29 protein-coding genes are annotated in these 25109 nt (G+C 59.6%); 11 read left to right on the top strand and 18 right to left on the bottom strand.

The window, feature by feature from the left end; all coding sequences use genetic code 11:
* Window positions 1-21: 21 nt before the first annotated feature.
* The 8 genes from ACXHXG_RS01980 to ACXHXG_RS02015 form a co-directional block, all read right to left on the bottom strand.
* Window positions 22-453, bottom strand: coding sequence for a Ros/MucR family transcriptional regulator (locus ACXHXG_RS01980; RefSeq protein ID WP_104822432.1), 432 nt, complete (start codon window positions 451-453; stop codon window positions 22-24).
* A gap of 525 nt (window positions 454-978) precedes the next feature.
* Complete coding sequence (gene mnhG / locus ACXHXG_RS01985) at window positions 979-1341, bottom strand: monovalent cation/H(+) antiporter subunit G (RefSeq protein ID WP_457898346.1); 363 nt, start codon at window positions 1339-1341, stop codon at window positions 979-981.
* On the bottom strand, window positions 1341-1709 hold the full coding sequence (locus ACXHXG_RS01990; protein WP_457898347.1) for a cation:proton antiporter: 369 nt from the start codon (window positions 1707-1709) through the stop codon (window positions 1341-1343). The genes mnhG and ACXHXG_RS01990 overlap by 1 nt, the downstream gene beginning before the upstream one ends.
* A complete protein-coding gene (locus ACXHXG_RS01995) occupies window positions 1706-2179 on the bottom strand; it encodes a Na+/H+ antiporter subunit E (protein WP_104822429.1) in 474 nt (157 codons plus the stop codon). The genes ACXHXG_RS01990 and ACXHXG_RS01995 overlap by 4 nt, the downstream gene beginning before the upstream one ends.
* On the bottom strand, window positions 2176-3741 hold the full coding sequence (locus ACXHXG_RS02000; protein ID WP_457898348.1) for a Na+/H+ antiporter subunit D: 1566 nt from the start codon (window positions 3739-3741) through the stop codon (window positions 2176-2178). Before ACXHXG_RS02000 ends, ACXHXG_RS01995 begins: the two co-directional genes overlap by 4 nt.
* 4 nt (window positions 3742-3745) lie before the next feature.
* Entirely contained in the window at window positions 3746-4123 is a 378-nt protein-coding gene (locus tag ACXHXG_RS02005) for a Na+/H+ antiporter subunit C (protein WP_285168047.1), read from the bottom strand.
* Window positions 4123-4542, bottom strand: a complete 420-nt coding sequence (locus ACXHXG_RS02010) for a Na(+)/H(+) antiporter subunit B (protein WP_285168045.1) — start codon at window positions 4540-4542, stop codon at window positions 4123-4125. The genes ACXHXG_RS02005 and ACXHXG_RS02010 overlap by 1 nt, the downstream gene beginning before the upstream one ends.
* Window positions 4539-6914 carry a putative monovalent cation/H+ antiporter subunit A gene (locus tag ACXHXG_RS02015; RefSeq protein WP_457898349.1) on the bottom strand — a complete coding sequence of 792 codons (2376 nt, stop codon included), beginning with the start codon at window positions 6912-6914 and terminating at the stop codon, window positions 4539-4541. The genes ACXHXG_RS02010 and ACXHXG_RS02015 overlap by 4 nt, the downstream gene beginning before the upstream one ends.
* Before the next feature lie 226 nt (window positions 6915-7140).
* On the opposite strand from ACXHXG_RS02015, the gene msrB reads away from it, so the two are divergent.
* Window positions 7141-7554: a peptide-methionine (R)-S-oxide reductase MsrB gene (msrB, locus tag ACXHXG_RS02020; protein ID WP_457898350.1), complete on the top strand. Its 414-nt coding sequence runs from the start codon at window positions 7141-7143 to the stop codon at window positions 7552-7554.
* A gap of 8 nt (window positions 7555-7562) precedes the next feature.
* Here msrB and ACXHXG_RS02025 read toward each other — a convergent pair whose 3' ends face one another.
* From ACXHXG_RS02025 to ACXHXG_RS02035, 3 genes are all read right to left on the bottom strand, one after another.
* A complete protein-coding gene (locus ACXHXG_RS02025) occupies window positions 7563-8645 on the bottom strand; it encodes an NAD(P)/FAD-dependent oxidoreductase (RefSeq protein WP_457898351.1) in 1083 nt (360 codons plus the stop codon).
* A gap of 136 nt (window positions 8646-8781) precedes the next feature.
* The gene (locus ACXHXG_RS02030) at window positions 8782-9213 is read right to left on the bottom strand and encodes a YybH family protein (protein WP_285168036.1); all 432 of its coding nucleotides are present in this window, start codon (window positions 9211-9213) and stop codon (window positions 8782-8784) included.
* Window positions 9214-9317: 104 nt separating this feature from the next.
* On the bottom strand, window positions 9318-9824 hold the full coding sequence (locus ACXHXG_RS02035) for a GNAT family N-acetyltransferase (protein ID WP_104822421.1): 507 nt from the start codon (window positions 9822-9824) through the stop codon (window positions 9318-9320).
* Between the two features lie 205 nt (window positions 9825-10029).
* Here ACXHXG_RS02035 and ACXHXG_RS02040 point away from each other — a divergent pair, with 205 nt between their 5' ends.
* A complete protein-coding gene (locus ACXHXG_RS02040; protein ID WP_457898352.1) occupies window positions 10030-10536 on the top strand; it encodes a hypothetical protein in 507 nt (168 codons plus the stop codon).
* Here ACXHXG_RS02040 and trhA read toward each other — a convergent pair.
* Window positions 10519-11187, bottom strand: coding sequence for a PAQR family membrane homeostasis protein TrhA (gene trhA, locus ACXHXG_RS02045; RefSeq protein ID WP_104822420.1), 669 nt, complete (start codon window positions 11185-11187; stop codon window positions 10519-10521). The two genes, ACXHXG_RS02040 and trhA, sit on opposite strands and share 18 nt — an antisense overlap.
* Window positions 11188-11513: 326 nt before the next feature.
* On the opposite strand from trhA, the gene ACXHXG_RS02050 reads away from it, so the two are divergent.
* Together ACXHXG_RS02050 and ACXHXG_RS02055 are read left to right on the top strand one after the other, a co-directional pair.
* Window positions 11514-12380 carry a VOC family protein gene (locus ACXHXG_RS02050; RefSeq protein WP_104822419.1) on the top strand — a complete coding sequence of 289 codons (867 nt, stop codon included), beginning with the start codon at window positions 11514-11516 and terminating at the stop codon, window positions 12378-12380.
* Window positions 12381-12483: 103 nt separating this feature from the next.
* Entirely contained in the window at window positions 12484-13653 is a 1170-nt protein-coding gene (locus tag ACXHXG_RS02055) for an AI-2E family transporter (RefSeq protein ID WP_104822418.1), read from the top strand.
* A gap of 34 nt (window positions 13654-13687) precedes the next feature.
* Here the strand turns inward: ACXHXG_RS02055 and ACXHXG_RS02060 are convergent, their stop codons facing one another.
* Window positions 13688-14479, bottom strand: coding sequence for a polysaccharide deacetylase family protein (locus tag ACXHXG_RS02060; RefSeq protein WP_457898809.1), 792 nt, complete (start codon window positions 14477-14479; stop codon window positions 13688-13690).
* A 272-nt stretch (window positions 14480-14751) separates the two neighbouring features.
* On the opposite strand from ACXHXG_RS02060, the gene ACXHXG_RS02065 reads away from it, so the two are divergent.
* Together ACXHXG_RS02065 and ACXHXG_RS02070 are read left to right on the top strand one after the other, a co-directional pair.
* The gene (locus ACXHXG_RS02065) at window positions 14752-15663 is read left to right on the top strand and encodes a DnaJ C-terminal domain-containing protein (RefSeq protein ID WP_104822417.1); all 912 of its coding nucleotides are present in this window, start codon (window positions 14752-14754) and stop codon (window positions 15661-15663) included.
* A gap of 3 nt (window positions 15664-15666) precedes the next feature.
* On the top strand, window positions 15667-15999 hold the full coding sequence (locus ACXHXG_RS02070; protein WP_104822416.1) for a chaperone modulator CbpM: 333 nt from the start codon (window positions 15667-15669) through the stop codon (window positions 15997-15999).
* A 3-nt stretch (window positions 16000-16002) separates the two neighbouring features.
* Here the strand turns inward: ACXHXG_RS02070 and ACXHXG_RS02075 are convergent, their stop codons facing one another.
* Window positions 16003-16392: a DUF930 domain-containing protein gene (locus tag ACXHXG_RS02075; protein WP_457898353.1), complete on the bottom strand. Its 390-nt coding sequence runs from the start codon at window positions 16390-16392 to the stop codon at window positions 16003-16005.
* Between the two features lie 282 nt (window positions 16393-16674).
* On the opposite strand from ACXHXG_RS02075, the gene ACXHXG_RS02080 reads away from it, so the two are divergent.
* Window positions 16675-18768, top strand: coding sequence for a S9 family peptidase (locus ACXHXG_RS02080; protein WP_283049605.1), 2094 nt, complete (start codon window positions 16675-16677; stop codon window positions 18766-18768).
* A 19-nt stretch (window positions 18769-18787) separates the two neighbouring features.
* Window positions 18788-19306, top strand: coding sequence for a DUF1697 domain-containing protein (locus ACXHXG_RS02085; protein WP_283049603.1), 519 nt, complete (start codon window positions 18788-18790; stop codon window positions 19304-19306).
* Here the strand turns inward: ACXHXG_RS02085 and ACXHXG_RS02090 are convergent.
* Window positions 19303-19920 (bottom strand): TetR/AcrR family transcriptional regulator, encoded by a 618-nt coding sequence (locus ACXHXG_RS02090; RefSeq protein WP_104822413.1) that lies wholly within the window; start codon window positions 19918-19920, stop codon window positions 19303-19305. The two genes, ACXHXG_RS02085 and ACXHXG_RS02090, sit on opposite strands and share 4 nt — an antisense overlap.
* Before the next feature lie 223 nt (window positions 19921-20143).
* Here ACXHXG_RS02090 and ACXHXG_RS02095 point away from each other — a divergent pair, with 223 nt between their 5' ends.
* Entirely contained in the window at window positions 20144-21100 is a 957-nt protein-coding gene (locus tag ACXHXG_RS02095) for a homocysteine S-methyltransferase family protein (RefSeq protein ID WP_283049601.1), read from the top strand.
* A gap of 47 nt (window positions 21101-21147) precedes the next feature.
* On the opposite strand, the gene ACXHXG_RS02100 is transcribed toward ACXHXG_RS02095, so the two are convergent.
* Together ACXHXG_RS02100 and ACXHXG_RS02105 are read right to left on the bottom strand one after the other, a co-directional pair.
* Complete coding sequence (locus tag ACXHXG_RS02100; protein WP_285168018.1) at window positions 21148-21462, bottom strand: type II toxin-antitoxin system RelE/ParE family toxin; 315 nt, start codon at window positions 21460-21462, stop codon at window positions 21148-21150.
* Window positions 21463-21465: 3 nt separating this feature from the next.
* Window positions 21466-21726 (bottom strand): ribbon-helix-helix domain-containing protein, encoded by a 261-nt coding sequence (locus ACXHXG_RS02105; protein ID WP_104822410.1) that lies wholly within the window; start codon window positions 21724-21726, stop codon window positions 21466-21468.
* Between the two features lie 95 nt (window positions 21727-21821).
* On the opposite strand from ACXHXG_RS02105, the gene ACXHXG_RS02110 reads away from it, so the two are divergent.
* Window positions 21822-23330, top strand: coding sequence for a protein adenylyltransferase SelO (locus tag ACXHXG_RS02110; RefSeq protein WP_457898354.1), 1509 nt, complete (start codon window positions 21822-21824; stop codon window positions 23328-23330).
* A gap of 73 nt (window positions 23331-23403) precedes the next feature.
* Window positions 23404-23931: a hypothetical protein gene (locus tag ACXHXG_RS02115; RefSeq protein WP_457898355.1), complete on the top strand. Its 528-nt coding sequence runs from the start codon at window positions 23404-23406 to the stop codon at window positions 23929-23931.
* A gap of 90 nt (window positions 23932-24021) precedes the next feature.
* On the opposite strand, the gene bla is transcribed toward ACXHXG_RS02115, so the two are convergent.
* On the bottom strand, window positions 24022-25047 hold the full coding sequence (gene bla, locus ACXHXG_RS02120; protein ID WP_457898356.1) for a class A beta-lactamase: 1026 nt from the start codon (window positions 25045-25047) through the stop codon (window positions 24022-24024).
* Window positions 25048-25109 lie beyond the last annotated feature (62 nt).

Raw genomic sequence — 25109 nt, forward strand, 5'->3', positions numbered from 1 at the left:
TGGTGTCGTCGATTTGGGAATTTAGCGGCTACCGCGCTTGCGGCGCTGGCCAAGGCCCATCTCCTTCGCGAGACGCGAACGAGCTTCGGCATAGGCGGGCGCAACCATCGGGTAGTCGGCCGCCAAATCCCACTTCTCACGATATTCTTCAGGCGAAAGACTGTGATGGGTCATCAGGTGGCGCTTCAACGACTTGAAGCTGCCGCCGCATTCCAGGCAGGTGATCTGATCGTCCTGTACCGATTTACGAACGGATACGGCCGGCTTCTGCTTTTCAACCACGGTAACGGCGGGGGCCGGAGCCGAGGTGTTGCTCAAGGCGGAATGTACGTCGGAAATCAGATTCGGAAGGTCGCTGACCGGGACTACATGATTGCTGACATACGCCGCCACGATGTCGGCGGTTAGCTCAACCAGCAAATCCTGGCCATTGCCAAGGGCCGTATCTGTCATTTTGTTCTCCTGTTCATCGGCTTGCCTACTGCGCTACGCCTCCAACGGAACACGTAAAACACAGCATTACTTTAGACGTTGCGCATAATCATTTCGATTTTCGAAATGTATGAGCTGGACATACCGCGAACGGCATTGCCCGTATTCGTAGCAGCAATCAGCAAAAAAACGGGGCATTTCATGCCAAATTGCCCGCAATACGAAATCCACCCCTAGACTTCGTGCAACGAAACCCGTTTTTATACCGCCTGACGATAGAATCAGTGATGACGGAGGTAGGTCCGTCAATCCTTAACCGGAAGAAAGTTTTGCCCGCCGTTGTTTGAAAGAAAGATCAAAGCATCGGGCACTTAAAGCCGGTTGAGACTAACTCAACATCAGAACTCTACTTGAATCTGGATTACCACTCTTTCTCCAAATGTCCAGTTTTTAATTCTATCATTTCTTTGCAAATTTCTCATCTATTAAAAATAGGTAACTAACGACGAGAATTTGTATTCACTTTTCTGGCAATCCAAGCGTTTGTTAGCTTTTCATTTTGTAAGAACGCCCCTCTACTCGGCCTTTCGAAAGATCATCGCGCACCGACGGTGGCATCAGCCGGTGACCCGCCTTATGAGCGGCACGGGCGAGAAGATGGGCAGAAATCGGCGCAGTCAAGATGAAGAACACGAAACCGGCCAGTGCCCGCGCCAATATCGGCAGATCCTGCGAGTGAAAACCGACTGCAAGTAGCAACAGGCCGGAACCAACCGTGCCAGCCTTCGAAGCGGCGTGCATACGGCTATAGAGATCCGGCAGGCGGACGATACCGATCGACGCGACCAGCGAAAACAATGCGCCAGCCAGCAGCAGGAAGGCGACAATGATGGCGGCGACCAGTTCCATTACCGCTTTCCCTTCTTGCGACGGCCATCCTTGCGAACCGGCTTCCTCCCGGCCGCAATCGGTGCCGATGGTTGCTGTTCGGCTTGCGTCGATGCACTGTGGGTCAGGATGAACCGGGCAAAGGCGACGGTAGCGAGGAAGCCGACAAGTCCGAGAGAGATGGCGATGTCGATATAGAGTGTGAAGCCCGTCTTGATGGCGATGACGGCAATGAAGCCGATGGCGACGGCCACCAGCATATCGAGCGCCAGCACCCGATCGGGCAAAGTCGGACCGATTACCACGCGAAAGACGGTGAACAGGAAGGCCAGGCTGAGAATAACAAGCGACACCATGGCGGCGGCGGACACGATGGAAGCTGCGATCATCGGAAAGCCTCCATGATTCGGCGCTCGAAGCCATCGGCTATGCCGCGCTTCAACATTTCGGGGTCGGAGCAGTCGAGCGCATGCACATAGAGAGTCTTGCGGTCGTCGGAAACGTCGACGGAGAGCGTACCGGGCGTCAACGTGATGAGATTAGCGAGCAGGGTGATCTCGAAATCGCGGTCGACAGTCAGCGGAAAAGCGAAGATGCCGGGCTTCACATCCATTTTGGGGCTCATGACGGTTACCGCAACGGCCCATGCGGATTTGGCGAGTTCACGCAGGAACAGCAGCAACAGCGCCAGAATCCGCCTGAGGCGCTCGAGATAGAGGACGCCGCCATGGGATTCCCGAATCATTGCCAGGGCGAGTGCCGAGAGGACAAAACCAAGGACAAGATTGAGGAAGGAGGCGCTGCCGGTGATGGCGACCCAGACAATGGCGAGCAGCAGGTTGAAGACGAGCAGGATCATTGTGCGCCTCCAGCCCCCGCAAAGACGGAGTGCAGATAGGCGGAAGGATCTTCGAGACCGCCGGCGGCAAGCTGCGTCAGATGCAGCAACCGCTCGGGAAACAGGCCAAACCCTATGACCAAGGCTGCGAGGGCGACCAGCGGCAAGCCGGCCTGCCAGGCGATCGGCTGCGGCACAGCAGCATCCTGCGCCGATCTTGGACGCCAATAGGCGAGGAGAAAGACGCGGCCGAAGACGATGGTGGTGAGAAAGCCCGTCAACAGGATCGCTGCCGCGATCCACCAGGCGCCCGCATCGAGCGCCGCCTTCACCAAGACGACCTTGGGCCAGAAGCCCGAAAATGGCGGCAGGCCGCAAGCGGCGAAAAACAGCGCCAGTGACAGACCTGCGAACCAGCCGCTTTGCCGGTAAAGCCCGCCGAGGGTAGCAAGCGAAAAGCTGCCGCCGAGCCGGGCCGCTTGGCCTGCCAGCAGATAGAGCGCCGTCATCAGCACCATCGAATGCAGTGCATAGAAGATCGCACCGCTGAGGCCGCTGGCGCTGCCAATCGCGACGCCGGCCAGCATCGTGCCGATGCCGGAAATGACGACATAGCCGAACAGGCGCCGGATATCGCTTTCGCCGAGCGCGCCGAGTACGCCGGTCAGCATCGTCGCAATGGCAACGACCGTGGTGACCGGGCCGAGCCCAGCGCGTTCGGCCGGCAGCAGCATGACCAGCACCCTTATCAGCGCATAGATGCCGACCTTGGTGAGCAGGCCGGCGAAAAGCGCCGAGACGGTGATGCGTGGCGTATGATAGGACGCGGGCAGCCAGAAATTGACCGGGAAGGCCGCGGCCTTCATGCCGAAAGCAAGAAGAAAGAGGCCGGCGAGCGTCATCAGCGGCGCCTCGTTGCCGGGCGCCCTCGCCTTCATCGCGATATCGGCCATGTTGAGCGTGCCGAAGATGGCATAGACATAGCCGACGGACACGAGAAACAGCGTGGTGGCGATAAGGTTCAGCACCGCATATTTCAAAGCGCCATCGATCTGCTCACGCTCCGAGCCGAGAATCAGCAGGCCGAAAGAGGAAATCAGCAGCACTTCGAACCAGACGTAGAGATTGAAGACGTCGCCGGTCAGAAATGCCCCACTCACGCCCGCAAGCAGCAGCATGAGGAACGGAAAGAAGCCGTAGCGGCGGCCGCTGACCGTAATCTCACCAAGCGCATAAAGGCTCGCTGCAAGCGCCACGACCGCCGCCGCCAGCGCCATCACCGCGCCGAGAAGATCGACGCTGAAGGCAATGCCGAAAGGCGGCAGCCAGCGGCCCATGACCATGGTCACTGGCCCTTCGTTAGCGACCCTATAAAGCAGAGCCGCGTCGATCAGCACCAGCAGTACCAGGCCGGGAATGGCGATCCAGCCGTGCATGGCAGTGCGGTCGCGCAACATCATCAAAATCGCGCCGAGGCCAATACACAGGGCCACCGGCAGGATCACCAGCCAATGACCGGCCTGCACTGGCACCGACACCAGCGCAGCGGAAAAATCGACAGCGGTGTTGGTCGGCGCCGCCATGCTGTTAATACCCCAGGGGCGGCAGCGGCCGCTTTTTCGGTTCTGACACACGCATCTCGCCGGTATTGTCGGTCTTCAGGTCCTGATAGGCCCGATAGGTCAGCACCAGCAGGAAGGCGAGGAAAGAGAACGATATGACGATTGCCGTCAGGATCAGGGCCTGCGGCAGCGGGTTGGCGGCATCCGCATTGAGCGTGTCAGCGCCCGACGGGATGATCGGCGGCACTTCGCGCGTCACCCGGCCAGCCGTGAAAAGCAGCAGGTTGACGGCGTTTCCGAGGATGGCGATGCCGAGCATGATGCGGATCGAAAACTTCGACAGCATCAGATAGATCGCAGCGGCGAAGAACAGGCCGACGAGCATTGCGAAGACCACCTCCATCACTCCGCCTCCCGCTCTTCGAGCGCCAGCGCGATCGAGGTGATGGCGCCGACGACGACCAGATAGACGCCGGCATCGAACAGCATGACGCTCGAGAGCGGCACCTCGACGCCAAAGAGATGCGGATAGATCCAGAGCCCGGTCATGAAGGGCACGCGAGAGAAGACCGATAGCAACCCGGCAACCGTCGAGGCCAGCAGGCCGAAACCGGCAATCGTCAACGGATGAAAGATAATGGCCCGGCGCACCGCCGTCACACCGCAGGCAATGCCATAAATCGCCAGCGCGGAGGCCGCGATCAATCCGCCGATGAAGCCTCCGCCGGGCTCATTGTGGCCGCGCAGCAGCACGAAGACGGAGAAGAGCAGCATCAAAGCGGTCAGGAAAGGCGCGGCGGTACGGAAGATGACGGTGTTCATGGACGCTCGGCCTCCATTACCTCTTCCACGTCGGGGTCGTTGGCCGCAAGCTTGCGCTCACCGCCGGCGCGGATGCGGATCAGCGCCAGGATGGCGAGGCCGGTGATGATGACGACGGCGATTTCGCCGAGCGTATCGGTGCCGCGGAAATCGACGATGATCACGTTGACGACATTGGCACCATGGGCGATCAGCTTGGAATAATGATTGAAGAATGCCGTCAGCGTCAGATCGAAGGGTGCTTGCGTGGCCTTCAAGAGCAGCAATCCGAAGCCGAGGCCACAGGCGATGGCGAGCGCCGCATGCAATAGCCTCTGCAACGGCGGACGGCGATCGGCGGGCGACAGGCGCAGTCGCGTCATTACCAGCGCCAGGATGACGACGGAAAGCGTCTCGACCATGAACTGCGTGAAGGACAGATCCGGCGCGCCGAAGAGCAGGAAGATGACGGCGACGGCAAAGCCCTGAATGCCGAGCGAAACAATTGCCGTCAGCCGGTCGCGCGCCGAGACGACGGCCGCAAGACCAATGACGGCGATGAGGAAAATCGCCGCCTCATGCCACTGCATGTCGGGCCATGAGGGGACGACCGGCAACTCGCCATGGAGCACCGGCGGCACCAGCAGCATTGCGGCAAGGCAAAGGAAGGTGACGGTGACGTAGATCTCCAGCCGGCCGGGCTGCAGAAAGCGGGAGACGGCATGCGACAGGCGCACCAGCCCCGAGATGAGGGCATCGAAGCCGCGATCGGGTCCCGGCCCGAGTTTGCGCAGCACCACCGCCATCAGGAAGCGGGCGCGATCGAGCTTCCAATAGATGAAGGCACCGATTAGCACGGTCAGAGCGGACAGGGCCAAGGGTGCACCAAAATGCGGAGCGAGCGAGACCGATATCTCCATTGCCTTGCCACCGACGGCACTTGCCATCGGCGAGGAGATGTAGACGTGCCAAAAGCCGGAGACCATGGCTGCGGCTAGTCCGAGAACGGCAAGGACAAACGGGCCAAGCAGGAGCAGCGGCGGCGCCTCGTGCGGATGTTTCGGCGTTTCGACCCGCGCGCCGATAAACGGCTTCAGCGCCACGGCGAAGGCGATAGAGAACATTAGCGCGTTACCGACAATCGCAACGACTGCCAGAAGGATCGGCCAGGGGAAAACTTGGGCCAACGCGGCATAGATCTCCTCCTTAGCTAGAAAGCCGAAGGCGGGCGGCAGGCCGCCCATGGAAAATGCAGCCGCCAGCGCCATAGCAAAGGTCAACGGCATGGCGTTGCGCAAACCGCCGAGATGGGTAATGTCGCGCGTGCCCGTCTCGTGATCGACGATGCCGGCGACCATGAAGAGCGCGCCTTTAAACAGCGAATGCGCCACCAGATAGAGCGCGGCGGCCTCGACGGCATAATCGGAACCGAAGCCGGTGAGCAATACCAGCAAGCCGAGAGAAGAGACCGTCGTGTAGGCGAGCTTCAGCTTCAAATCGGTCTGGCGGATGGCGAGCAGCGTTCCCACCAGCAGGGTCATGCCGCCGAAAACCGGCAGGATCGTCTCCCAGGCTGTTGTGTCACCCATTACGGGGTTGAGTCGCATCACGAGGTAGACACCGGCCTTCACCATCGTTGCAGAATGCAGATAGGCAGACACCGGCGTCGGCGCCTCCATGGCGTTCGGCAGCCAGAAATGGAAGGGGAATTGCGCGGATTTCGTAAAGGCGCCGCCGAGTACTAAGATCAGCGCCGCAAGATAAAGCGGGCTTTCGCGCAGCATCCCACCGGTCTTCAACAGGCCGGACATGTCCGCTGCACCGGTGATCTGCCAGATCAACAACAGGCCCGCGAGCAGCAGAAGCCCTCCCCCGCCGGTGACCACCAGCGCCTGCAAGGCAGCCCGCCGCGCAGCCTCGCGCTGATGATCGAAGCCGATCAGCAGGAAGGAGGTGATCGAGGTCAGCTCCCAGAAAACGAACAGCGTCAGGAAACTGTCCGACACGACGAGGCCGAGCATTGAACCCATGAACAGGAAGATAAAGGAGAAGAAGCGGCCTTGATCTTCGTGTCCTTTCAGGTAGCCGCCGGCATAAAGCACGATCAGAGTGCCGATGCCGGTGATCAGCAGCGCGAATGTCAGCGAAAGGCCGTCGAGCAGCCAGGAAAAGCGCAAGCCGAGGCTCGGCACCCACTCGAAACCGCCCTGGGCATTATGGGCGGCGGCAACATCGGGAAGAAAACCTGCGAAATGCAGAAAGGCGAGTGCGGGGAAAAGCGCCAGCGGCCAGGCCGCGTTGTGGCCGAGATAACGGACGGCAGCAGGCGCAATGATCGCACCGAGAAAGGGCAGACACAAAGCCAGGAATGTCAGGCCGGTGACACTGGCCATGTCTTCTCCCTGCTGAACGATCGCGGAGTCCGGCAAAGCCGAAAGTCTTCATTGGGATAGGCTAAAGGCTGGATTGCCTCAAGCCCCGCGCGAGAAAAACCGAGGGGTAAACCACTGGAATCGGCTTTGGCATCATGGCTGAATAGTTGAAGACGGGACGGGCTGCACCACATTGCGACAACGGGGCTCGCCTAATAGATTGGGTGATGGGAAAGGGATGACACTCATGTCTGCTACGATGACAGAGCCTAAAATCGAGAAGACCGATGCCGAATGGCGGGAACAACTGACGCCGGAGCAATATCGCATCACCCGGCAGCATGGCACCGAGCGCGCCTTTACCGGACCCTACTGGGACTCATTCGAAACCGGCCTCTACCGCTGCGTCTGCTGCAACGCACCACTTTTCCGCTCGGACACGAAATTCGATGCCGGCTGCGGCTGGCCGAGCTATTTCGAAACGGTTTCGCCGGAGGCGGTGAAGGAATATCGCGACGAGTCCTATGGCATGGTGCGCACGGAAATCCGCTGCGGCGCCTGCGAAGCCCATCTCGGGCACGTCTTCCCCGACGGCCCGCCGCCGACCGGGCTGCGCTATTGCATCAACGGTCACGCCATGGTGTTCGAGGCAGAGAAATAGGCGGCACGTTAGCTGCCGTGAAAAACGCCCGCGCTAAATCCCGGTACAAGCGTCGATCGCTGTCCCTCAACGATCTCTTCCATCGTCAACCGGCCGAGCAAGGGCGCCAGGATGACGCCGGGATGGGCGACAGCGACGTAGGCGCCATCAACGCCCGGCAAGAAGCCGAGCCTCGGAAACCCATCGGCGAAGACCGGGCGGTAGCCAACGGCTGCCTGCCGCAGTTCGACACCATCGGGCAGAGCGAGCTTTCGTCTCATCACGTCGAGCACCCGATGTCCGATCGCCAGCGGCGCCTCCTCTTCGGCGCCGCTCCTGCAGCTTGCGGCGGAGACCAGCGAATGGTCAGGCCGCTGACGAATTTCCAAACCCGGCCCGCGAAGAATACGATTGAGGAAGGGCCGGTCAGCGGAAAATTGCATCAGCACGGCGGGCGAGCTTTCGACGCCGATCGCCAGTCCCAAGGGCGAAATCAGCGCATCGACCGATGTGCCGGCAGCCAGCACGACGACATCCGCCGAAACGACCTGCCCTGCCGTCCGAACACCGGTGATCCGGCTGTCAGATGTTTCGAGCGCGACGATCTTCTGATCGAAATCCGCCTTAGCGCCGAAAGCGATCGCGGCGTCTACAAATGTCCGCGCGAGCTGTGCCGGATCCAGCGCGAGATCGTCGGGAGAAAAGGCGGCGCATTCCGGCACCTCGCGAAGCTCCGGCTCCCACCAGGCGATCGTCTTGGCATCCACCAGTTCAACCGTTGCACCCGCAGCCTTATGCTCCCGTACCAACGCCTCCGTCTCCGCCGCCGTCCGATGCCAAATCAGAGAACCCGTCCGCGCATGCTGCAGGGCCTTCGGAAGGGCGGCCTTCAAACGTTGATATTCAGTGATCGCCTCGCGCCAGATGCGATAATTCGCGTAATTTGCCGTCGGGTCGCCATTGATGAGGTTGACCCAGCCGAAGGCCTTGCCGGTGACGCCCGCGGCTGGTGCCGGGCCCTCGTCAAACAAATGCACTCGCGCCCCGCGGCGTGCCAGGTGATAGGCTATGGATGCCCCAACAATCCCTGCGCCGACGACGGCTATCTGCATTTTCGGAGGATGCAACGAAGGATACCCGCGATGAAAATCACGATTCAGATCTGCCGTTGCTTGGATAGCGTCAAGCTATGACGCGGGAATGACTGCGAGCTAGGCGTGGCCGTCCCAGCCGGGTCCGGCAACCCTTTTACTCTCTAACTAGGGACGCCGGCGGGCGGGCTGAGGTTATCGGATCGGCGTGACGAAGGACGATCCTCCACGCGCCTTCTTCCCGCCGGAATATGGTGGTGACCCGAAGCGCGATCGGTACCAGTTTGTCGCCACCACCGACCTTGGATCGGAACCGCTCGACCTCAATGATGTACCCCAAGTCCGCAGTCGCGTACTCGGAGATGCGCTCAAAGCCGGTGGCCTCGCCGTCCCGGTAATTGGTTGCAGCCCGTTCCATGGTCGCGGCGGCCCTTTCCCACCCCTTCGCCGGCGGCCCGAACGGATTAGCGATAATGACGTCATCCCGTCGCGAGTAGAGATCTTTCAAAGGTTCAGGATCGCCCTTCACGAAAGCATCTAAAGCCAGATGATCCTGCTCGATAAAATTCGTTAAGTCAGAGGCCAACATCTTAACGCCCTCAGATGATCGGAAAGAGAACTTTATCCGAAAAGTCGGCCCTCCGCTCGCGCTGTCTCACTTCCCGGTCTGCCAGCCGTTAATGAGTTCACGCCCTAGACCGTTATGCGCAGCTCCATGCAGGTCAGATCCAGCCAGCGGCCGAACTTGGTGCCGACTTCTGAAAACTGACCGACGATGCGGAAGCCGAGTTTTTCATGCAGGCGGATGGAGGTGGTGTTGCCTGTTTCGATGGCGGCGATCATGACGTGGATATTGCCTTCGGCGGCACGGGCGACGAGTTCGCGCAGCAAACCCTCGCCGATACCGAGGCCGCGATGATCCTTGTCGACATAAACGGAATTTTCGACCGTATGCCGGTAACCGTCGAAGGCACGCCAATCGCCGTAGGAGGCATAGCCGGCGACGTTCCCGTCCTTCTCGGCGACAATGACCGGAAAGCCCCTCGCCTTGCGCGCTTTGAGCCATTCAATACGGTTATCGACGTCGACCAACGTGTCGTTCCAGATCGCGGTCGTGTGCAGGACCGCGTGGTTGTAGATCTCGCAAATCGCGGGCAGATCAGCCTCGGTGGCGTCGCGAAGCAGCACGGCTTGGTCCATAGTCGAATTGTCCAATCGTTTAAGGCATCGATGGCGGCATACTCCGCGATATTGACGAAGTAAATCCGCCATTCCTGCATGGCTCGCAATGAAACCGTAACGAATTGAAGCTATTTTCTGATCATTCTTAGAATCACTATGGAATTTCTGCTGAAAAATGCGCTATTCATAGCTGGTTTGCAGATCCCGCCTCCCGGAAACCGCAATGCTCGCGCGCCTGACCGCCCTCCTTCTCCTTTCCGCTGTGCCGGCACTGGCTGCCGACTGGTGGTCCTATGACAATGCGCGGTTTGGCTATGAAATCGAACTACCCTCGGAATTCCGCCTTTCGACCCGTTCGGACAATGGCGACGGACTGACCTTGACGCCGACCGATCAGTCGGCACGGCTGCTTGTTTTCGGCACCAATATCCTCGATGGCGACTTTTCGGCGGAAGCGAATGTCCGCGTCGCAATCGCCAAGGACGAAGGCTGGCAGATTTCCTATTCGAAATCGACCTCGCGCGGCATCAGCTTCTCGGGTACGAGGCAGGGCCGCATCGTCTATGTGCGCGGCGTAGCACTCTGCAATGGCGGCGCCGCCTTCTTCCAGATGGATTATCCGAAGACGGACATGCAGCGCTTCGACGCCATCGTCATGCGCCTGGTGCGCAGCCTGCAGCCGACGAGGAAATGCACGCCGACGACGCAGATCTCAAGAGTTTTCCGGTGACAGGCTGAAACAGGTCAGCACCGCCGAATAATGCACTGCGGTGGCAGCGAGCACGAAGCCGTGCCAGATGGCGTTCTGAAAGCGCAACTTCTCCCAGACATGGAAAATTACGCCTAGCGAATAGATGACGCCGCCGATGACGATCAGCAGCATCGACGCGTACGGTATATGCATGGAAACGGACCTTGCCACCAGCACACCGCTCCAGCCCATGGCAAGATAAAGCAGGATCGCCAATCGGTCATACCGCCCCGGGAAAACGCATTTCAGCGCGATGCCGAAGCCGGCAAAAATCCAGATGGCAATCAGCATGGCAAACAACAGCGGATCCTCGGCGCCGCGCTCCAGGAACGGCGTATAGGTGGCGGCGATCAAGACGAAGATGGCCGAGTGATCGAAACGCCGCAGGACCCACTTCGTCTGCGACACCGGCCACAGATTGTAGGTAAAGGACATGGCCAACGTCAGAACGAGGCCGACGCCATAGATCCAAGCGGCGGCGATCTCGCGATAGGAGCTCCACACCGTCGCATAGAAGATCAACACGGTCGCGCCGATCAAAGCAAAGACGACGCCAATCCCGTTGACGATGCTGTCAACGATCACTTCATATCGGTCATAGGCCCAACGAATGCCTTTGATTTCGGGCATGCATGCGTGTTCCAATTGCTCGACGTCGCCTTTGATCGTTGCACCTCAAGGGGTTGGAGACAAGCGGGTGAAACGGACATATAAGTAAATCTTGGTAAATGGCGGGTGAGCTGATCGCGCGGCTGTCAACAACCAGCGAACGCTCAATCTGTAATTTAGGGCCTTCTGTGAACAATCGGAATCGGCCATATCTAGGTCAAGTACAGCGGGCTTGAATTCTGAAGAGGCACATCAACCGGCGAAAGCTTTCCAAGCCCCGCTATTGGCGACGTCTTCTCCGCCGCGCCGGTTGCTCTCTTGCAGAATATTGAGGTTGGAACACTCGCATGACCGAAACTGCCCTTTCCTATGCGCTTACGCGTCCCGCCTATGTCGGGCAGTCGCACCTGATCGTCACCGATCTGGCGGTGGTGTCGCGCTTCTACCAGCAGATGCTAGGCCTGAGGGTCATTGAAAAGACGGCCAGCGGCGAGGTGTTGGGCGTTGCCGGCCAGCCGCTTTTGGTTCTGACAACGGATCGTGCGGCCAAACGAGCGCCGCAAACCGCCGCGGGCTTGTTCCACACCGCCTTTCTGATGCCCGATCGCATCGAGCTTGCTCGCTGGCTACGGCACGCCGCACATAATGGCGTAGGTCTCGAAGGCGCGTCCGACCACATCGTCAGCGAGGCGATCTATCTTTCCGACCCCGAGGGCAACGGCATCGAGATATATGCGGACCGGCCGCACGAACAGTGGAAATTCCACAGCGATGGCACGGTCGAGATGGCGACGCTCAGGCTCGATTTGCAGAAGCTTTACGAAAGCGCGCCGCAGGATCGCTGGGATGGCATGGCCGAGGGTTCGGCGATCGGCCATATCCATTTGCAGGTCGGCGACGTTGCGGAGGCGAATGCCTTTTACCGCGATGTGCTGGGCATGAACGTCATGGCGGCGCGCTATCCCGGCGCGACCTTCCTCGCAACCGGCGGCTATCACCACCATCTCGGCGCCAACACCTGGAACAGCCGCGGCGCCGGCGTCCGCTCCAAGGATATGACCGGCCTTTCCGATTACACTCTGCGTTTCAACGACAAGGACGCGCTCGACAAGGCGGTCGCCGCACTCGATGCGCATGAGATCAAGACGGAAAAACGCGACGGCGGGATTTCGCTGCGCGATCCCTGGGGCATCGGGCTCAATCTAATCGCCTGATCGCGAATCCGCTGACCCATGATGTCAAAGGCCCGCCCCGGAACCAGGGCGGGCCTTTCGCGTTTGCATACCGAAGCAATGGGGTTTCGGGGACATGTCCGGAATGGATATCGCCAACGGCATACGTAAACAGGCGCGCAGATTGGGAGCGACGAGCGAAAGGCGTTCCAGCGCCTGGGTGGATGCGTTACGAGCGGACACCGAGCAGTTGGACAATGGCTCGTCAGCACCCGTCGAGAAGGACGCGCTGGATATTGCCTCCGCCTGGGCTCTCATCGGCATCTTCCTTGTGCTGGCGTTGGCGGGCGTCTACATGATGTCGATCATCCTCATCCCTGTAACCCTGGCCGTCGTCGTCGGCATGATCCTCGGGCTGGCTGCGGAAAAGCTCAGCAAACTCGGCGTACCGCGCGTCCTCAACGCTGTTCTGTTGTCATCGGCGGTGGCGCTGGTCATCTTCCTGATCATCAATTCACTCGCCGGGCCGATGGCGACGCTCGCCCAGGAAGGGCCTAACGTTTTCCAGCGTACCGTCGATCGGCTGATGCCCTATCTCGAACAGATCAAATGGTTGCACATCACACCGCAAACCTTTGAAAGCGGACCGATGTCCATCAATGTGCTGCTCGAAAATACCGGCAATGTGCTGCATCTTCTCGCCGCCAGCCTCACGCCTGCCATCGTCCAGGGCCTGCTCTTTTTTGCGGCGCTGCTGTTGTTCCTTGCCGGCCGCATCAGCCTGCGCAAGACGATCATCATGACCTTCTCCACCCGGGCATCACGGCTGACGGCAATCCGCATCATCAATGCGGTGGAGCAGGTGCTCGGCTTCTACTTTGCTACGGCGTCGCTGATCTATGTGGGTCTCGGCGTCGTGATGACGGTCATCGCCTATATCGGCGGCATGGGCACGCCGATCCTCTGGGGCATATTCGCCTTTCTTTCCAGCTTCGTCCCGTTCGTCGGCATCACGACGATAACGACCGCGCTGGCGATCGCCGGCATCATCACCCATGACGATATCATCTTCGGTCTCCTCCCCGCCGCCGCGTTCTTCTCCGTCCATCTCACCGTGGAAAATCTGGTTTTTCCGGCGGTGATGGGCCGACAATGGGAACTCAATCCCTTCATCGTCTTCCTTGCCATCATCTTCTGGACGTGGATGTGGGGCGCCGTCGGCGCAATGCTCGCCCTGCCGCTGTCGCTGATCGTCATGACAGTGGTCAACGAGTTGTTCTTCGAGGAAAAGGTGCAGCCGCAACTACCGCAGTGAAGGCGTCAGCTATCGGCGTCGACGCCGAACCGCCTCAGTTCGTCGTATCGTCATCCCCCTGCTCGGGGATATCCTGCAGGCGGACGAACTGCACGCCTTTGGCCTTCAGCGCCAGGATGCTCGCGGCAACGCCTTCGCCGGCGGTATGGGTCGGCTGGTTGATGTGCGAGATGATGACGTCGCCATCCTTGGCAGAGGCATATTGTTTTTCCACCATCTTGGCCGGCAGCAGCGAGCCGCTGTCGCCGTTGACGGAATAGCCTGCGATGCGATAGCCCATGCCGCGAATCTGAGCAATGGCCGAGAGGCTATATTTCGCCGTCGCGCCCCGGAACCAATGCGGCTGAGGAATGCCAGCGGCCATCATGGCATCAGCGCCGCCCTTGACCTCCTGCGCGACCGCCTGCGGCGAGCCGGCAGCGGGAATGCCATAGACCGTCGTTGGGATATCGACCGCGGGAATATGGTTCTGACCGTGATCCTCAAGCTCGAAAATATCGGGATGAGCGAGGAAGACGGCAAGCGCTTCGGGATTGCTGCGCAGCCATCGAGCAGTGACGAAGATCGTCGCCGGGATATGCTGATCGACTAGTGTGCTGAGGATGCGCGGATCGGTCTTGCCCATGCAGGCATCGAAGGTCAGGGCGATGCGCGGCGCGCCCTTGCCTGCGCGGTTGACGTGTAGATGGGGCTCGACCAACTTGACGTTCGACACCGCCGCCTTCGGCGGGAGCTGCGGCCAGACAACGGGCTTTTCCGAAGGCTCGGCGGCAAAGGCGGTCGAAGCGGCGAGCACGAATGCGGACGTCAGCACAAAACGGTTCATCAGGCAGCCACCGGTTGGATCGAATGAAATGAAGTCTGTCGGAAAAGGCGCATAATTGCCATAGACTCCTTTGCCGCTGCGCCCGCCATCGTCCGGCAAGGCGACGGAAATATGGCGGCTAGCCCGCAAAGCCGCCTGTTCCCCATCACAAATGCGCCAATGGTTCATTCTGCCGGGTCGCGGCTAGAGGCGCTATCATTTATGATACGATTGATACCACGCCTGCCGATCACTATCTGCGTCTTTTCCTATGCTCCCAAAGGGAAACATCCATGAGCCGTGATCCCTATGATATTCTGGGCGTAAAACGGGACGCCCCGCAAAAAGACATTCAAAGCGCCTATCGCAAGCTTGCGAAAAAGCTACATCCCGATCTGAACCCCGGCGATAAGCAAGCCGAGGATAAATTCAAGGAAGTCTCCGCGGCTTACGGCATCCTCGGCGACGAGGACAAGCGCGCGCGCTTCGACCGCGGCGAGATCGACAATACCGGCGCGGAGCAGCCGCCACGTAGCTATTATCGCGATTACGCGACGAGCGAGGGCCAGCGCGGCCCCTATCGCAACACGGGTGGTTTCGCCGATTTCGGCGATGCCGACGATATACTTTCCAGTTTCTTCTCACGTCGCAGCCGAGGCCAATCGGGAATGCAAGGTCAGGATCGCCACTACTCCATGGAGGTCGACTTTCTCGACGCCATCAACGGCGCGAAAAAGCAGATCAGCCTGCCGGACGGACCGGCGCTCGACGTGCAGATACCGCCGGGAACCCGCGACGGGCAGACACTGCGCCTGCGCGGCAAGGGCGATCCCGGTTTTGGCGGCGGCGCCTCCGGGGATGCGCTGATCGAGGTGCATGTACGCCCGCATCGTTTCTTCGTTCGCGACGGCAACGATATCAGACTTGAATTGCCGATTTCGCTTGCGGAGGCGGTGCTTGGCGGCAAAATCCGTGTGCCCACGCCTTCCGGGCCGGTCACGGTGACCCTTCAGCCGAACTCCAACACGGGCAAGGTTCTGCGGCTGAAAGGCAAAGGTGCGCCGGTGCCTGGCAAGGAAAACGGCGACGCCTATGTTTCGTTGAAGATCGTCCTGCCGGATGCGCCGGATGCGGACCTTGCGGCCTTTGTTTCCGAATGGCAGGCCGGCAAGACGCATGATCCCAGAAAGACCATGGGAGGCTGAGCCATGAACGAGAGCGAGTTTCGTTTGCGCCTCGAGATCGACAATGCGGTGCTGGACGTTTGGATCGAACAGGGCTGGCTCATTCCCGAAACGACCGGGGAAGGCCGGCATTTCCGCGAAGCCGACCTGGCGCGCGGGCAGTTGATCCTCGACCTCATCAACGCGATGGGCGTCAACGAGCCTGGAGTCGATCTGGTCATGGATCTGGTGGATCAGCTTCATGCGCTGAGAGGAACACTACGCGATCTGACGGACGCCGTTTGTCATCAGGATGCCGATGTGCAGGAGCATGTTCTTTCCGAGCTCTACCGGCTGGAGCGCCAAAGACGGCGCTAGGCATCAATCGTAGAGATAGTACTTTTGCCAGCTATCGCGCGGCACCTTCTCGCCGATTGCGTAGTTCAGATCCCGCACATGAATATGCTGTGGGCCGGTCGTGCACTGATAGGAGAGATGATACCAATCCCCCTTGCTGCGAAAGACCGCGCCGGGAGCATTCATCGAGTCCGGAGCCATATCAGGGTCGCTGAACGTGTAGGCGATGACCTTGTCGGGCTTGAAGCCGGTCTGCTCGGTGCCGATCCGTTTCATGGCTTCAGCATCGCAGGTCTGCTCCATCCGCTCGGAGGGATCGAGCTTCTCCAGTTCCTTCTTCATGGTCGCGTCCACGGCAAAAGCGGACGTCGCAATGGCGGCCAACGGCATGAGAATGGCGATGAATTTCAGCATGAAGACCGATCCCTTGCTTGACTGCGGGCTGGGAAGCGTCTCTTCGACCAGGCGGTTCAAGCCGCCTTATTATCGACGCAACATAAGCGGACTTCGTTAAAGAATGTGGTCACATCAAGGCAGCTCTGAACGAGTTCTTTTGCCGCCGTCAGCTAGATTTAAAGCCTGTTATCATCCCCTTACGTGAGGCTTAAGCAGGCAAATGCCGCTTGAACCTCACGCAAGCGCCCTCTATCTCTTCCTCACCTCATATCCGACATTGATCCCGGAGAAAGCCTGCCCGTGTCTTCATTCAAGAGCCTCCCCACCCCGCCCGCCGCTGCGAAAAAACCGGTCACGGACACGCGCCACGGCATCAGCCGCAGCGACGATTACGCCTGGCTGCGCGCCGACAATTGGCAGGCGATGTTCAAGGACACGTCTATCCTCGATCCGGAAATCCGCGCGCATCTGGAGGCTGAGAACGCCTATATGAACGCCGCCATGGCGGATACGAAAGAGCTGCAGAAGGCGTTGTTTGCCGAAATGAAGGGCCGTATCAAGGAGGATGACAGCTCCGTGCCGGTCAAGGACGGGCCTTATGCCTATGGCACGCTCTACGTCACCGGCGGCGAACAGCCGCACTATTTCCGCGAGGCGCGCAATGGCGGCGAGCGCAAGCTGCTCCTCAACGGTGACAAGGAAAACGAAGGAAAGTCCTATTTCCGCCTCTCCGGCATCGATCATTCCACCGATCACAGCCATGGCATCTGGGGCTATGACGACAAGGGCTCGGAATATTTCACGCTGAAGGTCCGCAATCTGGAAACCGGCGAAGACCTTGCCGACGTGATCGAAAACACCGGCGGCGGCGGTGTCTGGGCGCCTGACGGCAAGAGCTTCTTCTATACGCTGCAGGACGAGAACCATCGTCCCTCAAAGATCTTCCACCACATTGTCGGCACACCGCAATCGGACGACCGGCTGGTTTATGAAGAGGAGGATTCCGGCTTCTTCATGGGCGTCGGCGGCTCATTGCTGGATGACTACGTCTTCATCGACATCCACGATCACGAGACCAGCGAATACCGCATCATCCCGACCTCCGATCTGACGGCCGAACCGAGACTGGTGGCCGCGCGCGACACCGGCATCGAGTATGAAATGGCGGAAGGCGGCGATGTCTTCTACATCCTCACCAATGACGGCGATGCCAAGGATTTCAAGATCATGGAAACGCCGGTCGACAAACCGGCCAAGGAAAACTGGCGCGATGTCGTGGCTCATAAGCCGGGCACGCTGATCCTCAATCACATGGCCTATGCCCGCCATCTCATCTGGCTGGAGCGCAAGGACGGCCTGCCGCGGATCATCGTCCGTGACCGGCGCAGCGGCGAAGAACATGCCATTGCCTTCGACGAGGAGGCCTATTCGCTCGGCCTGCAGGGCGCCGCCGAATACGACACCGACGTCATCCGTTTCTCCTACTCCTCGATGACGACGCCGAGCCAGCTTTATGACTACAACATGGTGACGCGCGAGCGCACTTTGCTGAAGACACAGGAGGTTCCCTCAGGCCACAATCCGGACGACTACGTCACGCGTCGCGTCTTCGCCCCTGCCTGGGACGGCGAACGGGTGCCGGTGACCCTGCTCTATCGTAAGGATACGCCGCTCGACGGATCCGCGCCCTGCCTCCTTTACGGCTATGGCGCCTACGGCATCACCATCCCCGCCGGCTTCAACACCAATTGCCTGTCGCTTGCCGACCGTGGCTTCGTCTATGCCATCGCCCATATCCGTGGCGGCAAGGACAAGGGCTTCGCATGGTACGAAGACGGCAAGATGGACAAGAAGACCAATACCTTCAAGGACTTCATTGCTGCGGCCGACTATTTGAATGAGCAGAAGTTCACCTCCTACGCGAAGATCATCGCCGAGGGCGGCTCGGCCGGCGGCATGCTGATGGGCGCCATCGCCAACATGGCGCCGGAGAAATTCGCCGGCATCATCGCTGCCGTACCCTTCGTCGATGTGCTTAACACCATGCTGGACGACACGCTGCCGCTGACGCCGCCGGAATGGCCGGAATGGGGCAATCCGATCGACAGCAAGGAAGAGTACGAGCAGATCGCAGCCTACAGCCCCTATGACAATGTCGGTGAGAAGCCTTACCCGCCAATTCTGGCGCTCGGCGGCCTGACCGATCCGCGCGTCACCTATTGGGAACCTGCAAAATGGGTGGCCAAGCTGCGTGAAAAGACCACGGGCGAGGCGCCAATACTCCTGAAAACCAACATGGATGCCGGCCATGGCGGTGCCTCGGGCCGCTTCCAGCGCCTGGAGGAAATCGCGTTCGAATACGGCTTTGCCATCAAGGTCGCCGGGAAGATCTAGCAAATCTCGGGAGGAGCCCATGCCGGTCTATGTCGCCTTGCTGCGTGCCGTCAATGTCGGCGGCACCGGCGCTCTGCCGATGGCGGATTTGAAAGCGCTCTGCGAGGAGATCGGCTTTACCGACGTGAAGACCTATATCCAGAGCGGCAATGTGCTTTTCCACTCTGACAAGGCCGAGGCGACAGTCCAGAAGGATCTGGAAGAGGCGCTGGGGCTGAAAATGGGCAAATCGCCGGGCGTACTGCTGCGCAGCCGCCAGGAATTGGAGGCCGCAGCGGAAGGCTCACCCTTTCCGCACGCCAAACCGAACTACCTGCTCGTCAACTTCCTTCCGGAACCCGCACCTGACGATGCCCTGGACAAGCTGGTGGCACCCGACGGCGAAGAAGTGCATATCGCCGGCAGGGAAATCTATGTCCACTATCCCGATGGCTCCGGTCGCTCGAAACTGAAGTTGCCGGCGCTGAAGGCGGGCACGTCGCGGAACCTCAATACGGTGAGGAAACTGGCGGAGATGGCGCGGGAGATGGAGGGCTAGCTGAAACGCGGCCGGAACAGCATCTTGATGAAGCTGCGGAAGACCAGGATCTGATCCGCCAGGCTGTTCGGTTCTTTCAACGCCTTGGATAGCACGATGCCGCCTTCGAGCACGGTCGACACCATATCGGCGAGTTGATCGACATCCAGCGGCTCGCGGGGCTCGTAGACCACCATGATCTCCTCGAACATGCGGCGAAATCTCCGCCGCCATGTCAGGGCCGCCTCGCGGTTGATCTCCTGAACCTCGCGATCAAATAGCCGTTCGTAGTAGCAGAAGCCTGCCACCAGGCATCCTGGATGACCATTCGGCAGATCGGACAACAATTCCGACAGCAATTTCAGGCCAAGCAGGAAAGATTGCAGCGGATCGTCCATCAGCTCACGGGCACGCCCGAAAATCTCGTCGTAAATCCGGTTGTCGTTTTCGATGTAGCGCTGGATAAGGGCCTTGGCGAGTTCGTTCTTGTCGCGGAAGTGATAGAAGAAGCCGCTCTTGGTAATGCCGGTTTCGGCGATCAATTCATCGATGGAGGTACCGCCGAAACCCTTCGCCAGCACCGCGGCTTCGGCAACCTCCAGCAGCCGGCTGCGCGTTTCCTCACCCTTTCGCATGATCCCCTCCTGTACCCACGGTACAGTATTGTTGCACAAACGCCGCGCCGCGCCTCCGGATCAATGCGGGGCTGAGGCCGTAAGCCATTGAATAGAAAAGAAAATGCTTGCTCGCATCGATAGTATACCGCAAATCGCCTATTTTAGCAGACGGCGATAAAAGAAAATCGCCACCACTGCGATGCCAACGAACGGCTGGGGATATCAACGGGTGGAGATCACAATGGCCAAATATCGAAACGATTTGCCGCAACAGAAAGGCGGTATATTCCTGACAGATGGTGGCATGGAAACGGTGTTGATCTTTCATGAGGGCGTCGAGCTGCCGCATTTCGCTTCCTTTGTCCTTCTGGCAACACCGGAGGGACGGGAGAAAATCAAGGATTACTATCGACGCTATCTCGACATCGCCAGTCGTCGCGGCACCTGCTTCGTGCTTGAAACCGCCACATGGCGCGCCAACGCCGATTGGGGCGAGAAACTCGGCTATGATGCCCAAGCGTTGAAAGCGGTGAATGAGGATGCGGTGACGCTGCTTTGCGAGCTGCGTGCGGAGTATGAGCGTCCCGCGGCCCCAATCACTATTAGCGGAAACATCGGCCCTCGCGGCGACGGCTACAAGGCGGGCAGGATGAATGCGGCGGAAGCCGAGGATTATCACACGCCGCAGATCGCGAGCTTCGCCGGCACGGAGGCCGACATGGTGACCGCACTCACGATCAATACCATCAATGAGGCGATCGGTATTGCTCGCGCCGCGAAGGCGCAAGGCATGCCATGCGCTATCTCGTTCACGGTCGAGACTGACGGCAGGCTTGCGACCGGAAGAACGATACAGGAAGCGATCGAAAGTACCGATGCTGCAACCGGCTGCGCACCCGCCTACTACATGATCAATTGCGCCCATCCGAGCCATTTTGAAAACACGCTTGACGAGGCCAGCGCTTGGGTCAAACGCATCTGGGGGCTACGCGCCAACGCCTCGATGATGAGCCATGCCGAACTCGACGAGAGCGAGACGCTGGATGACGGCGACCCTGCCGATCTCGGCCGTCGCTATCGGCAGCTTACCCGCCGCATGCCGCAGTTGCGTGTGCTCGGCGGCTGCTGCGGTACCGACCATCGCCACGTTGCGGCAATCTGCGAAGCCTGCCTGCCGCGAACGGCAGCGAGCGCTTGAGGTGACGGAGAAAAGAAGCAGCGTGGCGAGACTGCAAAATCGCGAATCTACTGTTGTGATCGCAACAGAGTTTCGTAGTCCTGCCCACCGGCAATTATGTTCGTGATACGCACTCGATCGCCCTCGACGATATAGAGAATCACGACGCTTCGTTCAAAAACGGCCATGCGAATGCCAGGTCCCAGATCGTCTCGCGCGACCCCGCCGAAGGGAGCATCGCCAATCTTTTCGCAGCGCCTGTAGATGCGATTGAGGTATCCTTCGCTCGTTTTGATATTCTGGCTTTGCTCCAACACGTAAGCGGCGATGTCGAGAAGGTTTTCAACAGCTTCCGGACGGTATTCGACCGTAAATCGCTCCATAGGTTAGCGGCGTTTGTCAAAAAAGGCATCAAGACGCTGCTTGACTTCGTGTCCACTCAAATTCGATCTCGGATCATCCAAGGATGCCTCGACCCTGTGGCGGATCGCCGCGATCCGTTGCTGATATTCCTCCTCTTCCCGCAACCACACCCGAACAGCAGCACGCAGCACCTCGCTCGTTGAGGCGTAAACTCCGGCGTCGACACGGCTTTTTATGGCGGCAACCATCTCACTGGGAAGCGAGATGCTCAATTTCTCGTTCATAGCGAACTCCTCACGTTCAGTGGGATAAAGTAGGATAATCTCCTACTTTGGGCAAGCGCCTTGCACCGCACCCTCCCCAGCCCTACCTTAGGTGCATGAGCTCATCTCTTCACGACAATGCAGTGCTCGAAGCGCGGCCGATACCGTTCGACAATAGCTATGCGCGTCTCCCGCCGCAGTTTTTTGCGAACCAGGCGCCAACGCCGGTGGCGGCGCCGCGGCTGGTCAAGTTCAATAGGGCATTGGCCGGCGATCTCGGGTTGGACGCCGATGTACTGGAACGGGATGGGGCGGCGATCTTTTCCGGGAATAAGCTCCTGCCGGGGTCCGAGCCGATTGCGATGGCCTATGCCGGCCACCAGTTCGGCGGCTTCGTGCCGCAGCTCGGGGATGGCCGGGCAATCCTGCTTGGCGAAGTCATCGATCGTAGCGGCAGACGCCGCGATATCCAGCTCAAGGGCGCCGGACCGACGCTCTTTTCGCGGCGCGGTGACGGCCGGGCAGCGGTCGGGCCGGTCTTGCGCGAATATATCGTCAGCGAAGCCATGCATGCGCTTGGCATTCCGACGACACGGGCGCTGGCGGCGGTTACCACCGGCGAGCGCGTCTATCGTGAGAAAGTACTGCCCGGTGCGATTTTCACCCGGGTTGCGGCAAGCCATATCCGTGTCGGCACATTCCAGTTTTTCGCCGCCCGCGGCGATACGGACAGCCTGCGTATCCTCGCCGATTATGTCATCGACCGACATTATCCGGAGATCAAGGACAGAGAAAATCGCTATCTGGCGCTATTGGAGGCCGTTTCCGAACGACAGGCGGCCTTGATCGCGCGCTGGCTGCATGTCGGCTTCATCCATGGCGTGATGAATACCGACAATATGACCATCTCCGGCGAGACGATCGATTATGGTCCCTGCGCCTTCATGGACAGTTATAATTCGGCAATGGTCTTTTCTTCGATCGATCACCAGGGCCGTTATGCCTATGCCAATCAGCCCGCGATCGGCCAATGGAATATCGCTCGGCTCGGTGAAACCCTACTGTCGTTGATCGATCCATCGCTGGACGCAGCGGTCGACCTGGCAAATGCAGTGCTCAAAGCCTACGGCGAACGCTTCCAGGCGCCTTGGCTTGCCGGCATGCGCGCCAAGATCGGCCTTGCAGCCGAGGAAGACGGCGATCTCGATCTGATCCAGGCGCTGCTAACGCTGATGCAACAACAGGAAGCGGATTTCACGTTGACGTTCCGCCGACTTGGCGCGCTGGCCGATAGCGCGGACAACGAAACGGCCTTTGCCACCGGTTTCAAGGATCCGGAAGCTACCAAGCCGTGGCTGACACGCTGGCGCGAACGGCTGAACCGCGATCCGCAAGCACCGGCCGAGCGAGCACGGGCGATGCGAAGCGTGAACCCCGCATTCATTCTGCGCAACCATCGAATCGAACAGGCGATCGAAGCTGCGGTCGAGGATGAGGATTTTTCATTGTTCGAAGCGCTGCTGACGGTGCTTGCAAAGCCCTATGAGGACCAGCCGGCCTTCGCGCCCTATGCCGAACCGCCGCAGCCGGCGGAGCGAGTGCTACAGACCTTCTGCGGAACATAAGGGAGCCTTAGCACACAAGCCCCGGACATGTTTGTCGAGTCATCGTCGCGCCAACCCACAGGGAGACATGACGATGAAAGTTCATCATAGCACCCAGAGCATTTTCAGCAGCCCGATCAAGAGCCAGCAGGATACGGATTCTGACGACAGCACGCCATTCATGCTGCCCGACGACAGCGACCAGCAGCAGACGCAGGCGCCTTCGATCACGTCCAGCGGCGTCCCCTCTTCCATCTCCTCCGGCTTCTGGCTCGGCCAGACTGGACAGACGGCCCCATCGACATCAGATGCCGACGCCGATCAGAGCAACAGCGCGGCTCCCAGCATCAATGGTTCGGATTCGTCGAGCGATACGTCCAGCCAGGATATTCTGGACGAATTTACCAAGTGGGCGCACATGACCCCTGCGGAAAAAATCCGCGCCCAATATCTGGAAAAACACAATCTGACGGAAGATTCTCTCAAGCAACTGCCACCCGATGAGCAGAAGGCAATCAACGATCAGATCGCCGCTGAAATCAAAAAGCAGCTCGGCGGCGATAATCAGGCCGACGACAGCGACGAAACGGATAGCGCCGCCGCTGCCTTATCCGTCGCTTGAGCTTCCTCGAAACGACATCAAGGCGATACGATCCTGATTCACATCGAGATCGTATCGCCTTGATTTTATTGCCCACATTTCAAGACGCTACTATTTTAGCCCTACCATGCCCGCGATGATCTTTCCGACTTCGGCGAAGACGGCCTCGATGTCCTTTGCGGGGGCGGTTGCCTCGCCGACATAGGTGGTGACGAGGATGGGGCCGCGGTCGGTCGGCCAGATCACGGCGACGTCGGCGTAGGAGCCGTTCTGACCTGTACCGGTCTTGTCGCCCACCTTCCATTCCTTCGGCAAGCCGGCGCGCAGGCGGGCATTGCCGGTGGTGTTGTTGGCCAGCCAGTTTGTCAACTGGTCGCGCGAAGTTTCGGACAGCGTATTGCCGAGCGTCAGGAGGCCGATCGTATCCAGCATGGAATCTGGCGTCGTCGTGTCGCGCGGATCGTCCTTGATCGCCTGGTTGACGTCGGGCTCCTTGCGGTCGAGGCGGGTTTCGGTGTCGCCGGTGGTGCGCAGCCATGCGGTCAGCGCCGCCGGACCACCGAAGCTGTCCAGCAGCAGATTGCCGGCGGTGTTGTCGCTCAGCGTGATCGCCGCGCCGCAGAGTTCGGCGATCGTCATGCCATCGGTGCCGGCGTGCTTTTCTGTCTCCGGCGAATAGGTAACGACAACATCCTTGCCATAAGTGACACGACGATCGAGCTTCTCTACGCCCTGATCGACGCGCGCGAGCACGAAACCGACCGCAAGCGCCTTATAGGTGCTGCACAGTGCAAACCGCTCCGCTTCGCGATAGCCGAGCGAAATATTGGTTTCCGTATCCAGCACGGAAACACCGAGACGACCGCCCGTCTTCTTTTCCAGATCCGCCAACCGCTTGTCGGCATCATCCGTGAACTGAGAATTATCGGGACCCTGGTCGTCTTCCATGTCCTGACCGCTGTCGGGTGCCGCGGAATTCTCCTGAGTATCGGATGCATCGGGCGCGGGAGCTGTCGCGTCGGGGCTCTTGTTGGCGCTGGCATTCTGCGCAAAGAGGGTTTCGGGGCCAAATGTCAGGGCGGGGAAAAGCAGCGCCGAGCCTGCCAAAAGGCGGCGGCGGGTAAGCGGTGTGGACATGCGGAAGCCTCCAGCGGAATCAGCCGAATTCTGAGCTAAGCGAGGAATATGGCAACCCTCTG

The organism is Rhizobium sp. LEGMi-198b (assembly GCF_054114205.1).

What these genes read in the sequence shown, in the direction of transcription:
- ACXHXG_RS01980 (WP_104822432.1), bottom strand. Translation starts at nt 453, where the DNA reads ATGACAGATACGGCCCTTGGCAATGGCCAGGATTTGCTGGTTGAGCTA.
- mnhG (WP_457898346.1), bottom strand. Translation starts at nt 1,341, where the DNA reads ATGGAACTGGTCGCCGCCATCATTGTCGCCTTCCTGCTGCTGGCTGGC.
- ACXHXG_RS01990 (WP_457898347.1), bottom strand. Translation starts at nt 1,709, where the DNA reads ATGATCGCAGCTTCCATCGTGTCCGCCGCCGCCATGGTGTCGCTTGTT.
- ACXHXG_RS01995 (WP_104822429.1), bottom strand. Translation starts at nt 2,179, where the DNA reads ATGATCCTGCTCGTCTTCAACCTGCTGCTCGCCATTGTCTGGGTCGCC.
- ACXHXG_RS02000 (WP_457898348.1), bottom strand. Translation starts at nt 3,741, where the DNA reads ATGGCGGCGCCGACCAACACCGCTGTCGATTTTTCCGCTGCGCTGGTG.
- ACXHXG_RS02005 (WP_285168047.1), bottom strand. Translation starts at nt 4,123, where the DNA reads ATGGAGGTGGTCTTCGCAATGCTCGTCGGCCTGTTCTTCGCCGCTGCG.
- ACXHXG_RS02010 (WP_285168045.1), bottom strand. Translation starts at nt 4,542, where the DNA reads ATGAACACCGTCATCTTCCGTACCGCCGCGCCTTTCCTGACCGCTTTG.
- ACXHXG_RS02015 (WP_457898349.1), bottom strand. Translation starts at nt 6,914, where the DNA reads ATGGCCAGTGTCACCGGCCTGACATTCCTGGCTTTGTGTCTGCCCTTT.
- msrB (WP_457898350.1), top strand. Translation starts at nt 7,141, where the DNA reads ATGTCTGCTACGATGACAGAGCCTAAAATCGAGAAGACCGATGCCGAA.
- ACXHXG_RS02025 (WP_457898351.1), bottom strand. Translation starts at nt 8,645, where the DNA reads ATGCAGATAGCCGTCGTCGGCGCAGGGATTGTTGGGGCATCCATAGCC.
- ACXHXG_RS02030 (WP_285168036.1), bottom strand. Translation starts at nt 9,213, where the DNA reads ATGTTGGCCTCTGACTTAACGAATTTTATCGAGCAGGATCATCTGGCT.
- ACXHXG_RS02035 (WP_104822421.1), bottom strand. Translation starts at nt 9,824, where the DNA reads ATGGACCAAGCCGTGCTGCTTCGCGACGCCACCGAGGCTGATCTGCCC.
- ACXHXG_RS02040 (WP_457898352.1), top strand. Translation starts at nt 10,030, where the DNA reads ATGCTCGCGCGCCTGACCGCCCTCCTTCTCCTTTCCGCTGTGCCGGCA.
- trhA (WP_104822420.1), bottom strand. Translation starts at nt 11,187, where the DNA reads ATGCCCGAAATCAAAGGCATTCGTTGGGCCTATGACCGATATGAAGTG.
- ACXHXG_RS02050 (WP_104822419.1), top strand. Translation starts at nt 11,514, where the DNA reads ATGACCGAAACTGCCCTTTCCTATGCGCTTACGCGTCCCGCCTATGTC.
- ACXHXG_RS02055 (WP_104822418.1), top strand. Translation starts at nt 12,484, where the DNA reads ATGGATATCGCCAACGGCATACGTAAACAGGCGCGCAGATTGGGAGCG.
- ACXHXG_RS02060 (WP_457898809.1), bottom strand. Translation starts at nt 14,479, where the DNA reads ATGAACCGTTTTGTGCTGACGTCCGCATTCGTGCTCGCCGCTTCGACC.
- ACXHXG_RS02065 (WP_104822417.1), top strand. Translation starts at nt 14,752, where the DNA reads ATGAGCCGTGATCCCTATGATATTCTGGGCGTAAAACGGGACGCCCCG.
- ACXHXG_RS02070 (WP_104822416.1), top strand. Translation starts at nt 15,667, where the DNA reads ATGAACGAGAGCGAGTTTCGTTTGCGCCTCGAGATCGACAATGCGGTG.
- ACXHXG_RS02075 (WP_457898353.1), bottom strand. Translation starts at nt 16,392, where the DNA reads ATGCTGAAATTCATCGCCATTCTCATGCCGTTGGCCGCCATTGCGACG.
- ACXHXG_RS02085 (WP_283049603.1), top strand. Translation starts at nt 18,788, where the DNA reads ATGCCGGTCTATGTCGCCTTGCTGCGTGCCGTCAATGTCGGCGGCACC.
- ACXHXG_RS02090 (WP_104822413.1), bottom strand. Translation starts at nt 19,920, where the DNA reads ATGCGAAAGGGTGAGGAAACGCGCAGCCGGCTGCTGGAGGTTGCCGAA.
- ACXHXG_RS02095 (WP_283049601.1), top strand. Translation starts at nt 20,144, where the DNA reads ATGGCCAAATATCGAAACGATTTGCCGCAACAGAAAGGCGGTATATTC.
- ACXHXG_RS02100 (WP_285168018.1), bottom strand. Translation starts at nt 21,462, where the DNA reads ATGGAGCGATTTACGGTCGAATACCGTCCGGAAGCTGTTGAAAACCTT.
- ACXHXG_RS02105 (WP_104822410.1), bottom strand. Translation starts at nt 21,726, where the DNA reads ATGAACGAGAAATTGAGCATCTCGCTTCCCAGTGAGATGGTTGCCGCC.
- ACXHXG_RS02110 (WP_457898354.1), top strand. Translation starts at nt 21,822, where the DNA reads ATGAGCTCATCTCTTCACGACAATGCAGTGCTCGAAGCGCGGCCGATA.
- ACXHXG_RS02115 (WP_457898355.1), top strand. Translation starts at nt 23,404, where the DNA reads ATGAAAGTTCATCATAGCACCCAGAGCATTTTCAGCAGCCCGATCAAG.
- bla (WP_457898356.1), bottom strand. Translation starts at nt 25,047, where the DNA reads ATGTCCACACCGCTTACCCGCCGCCGCCTTTTGGCAGGCTCGGCGCTG.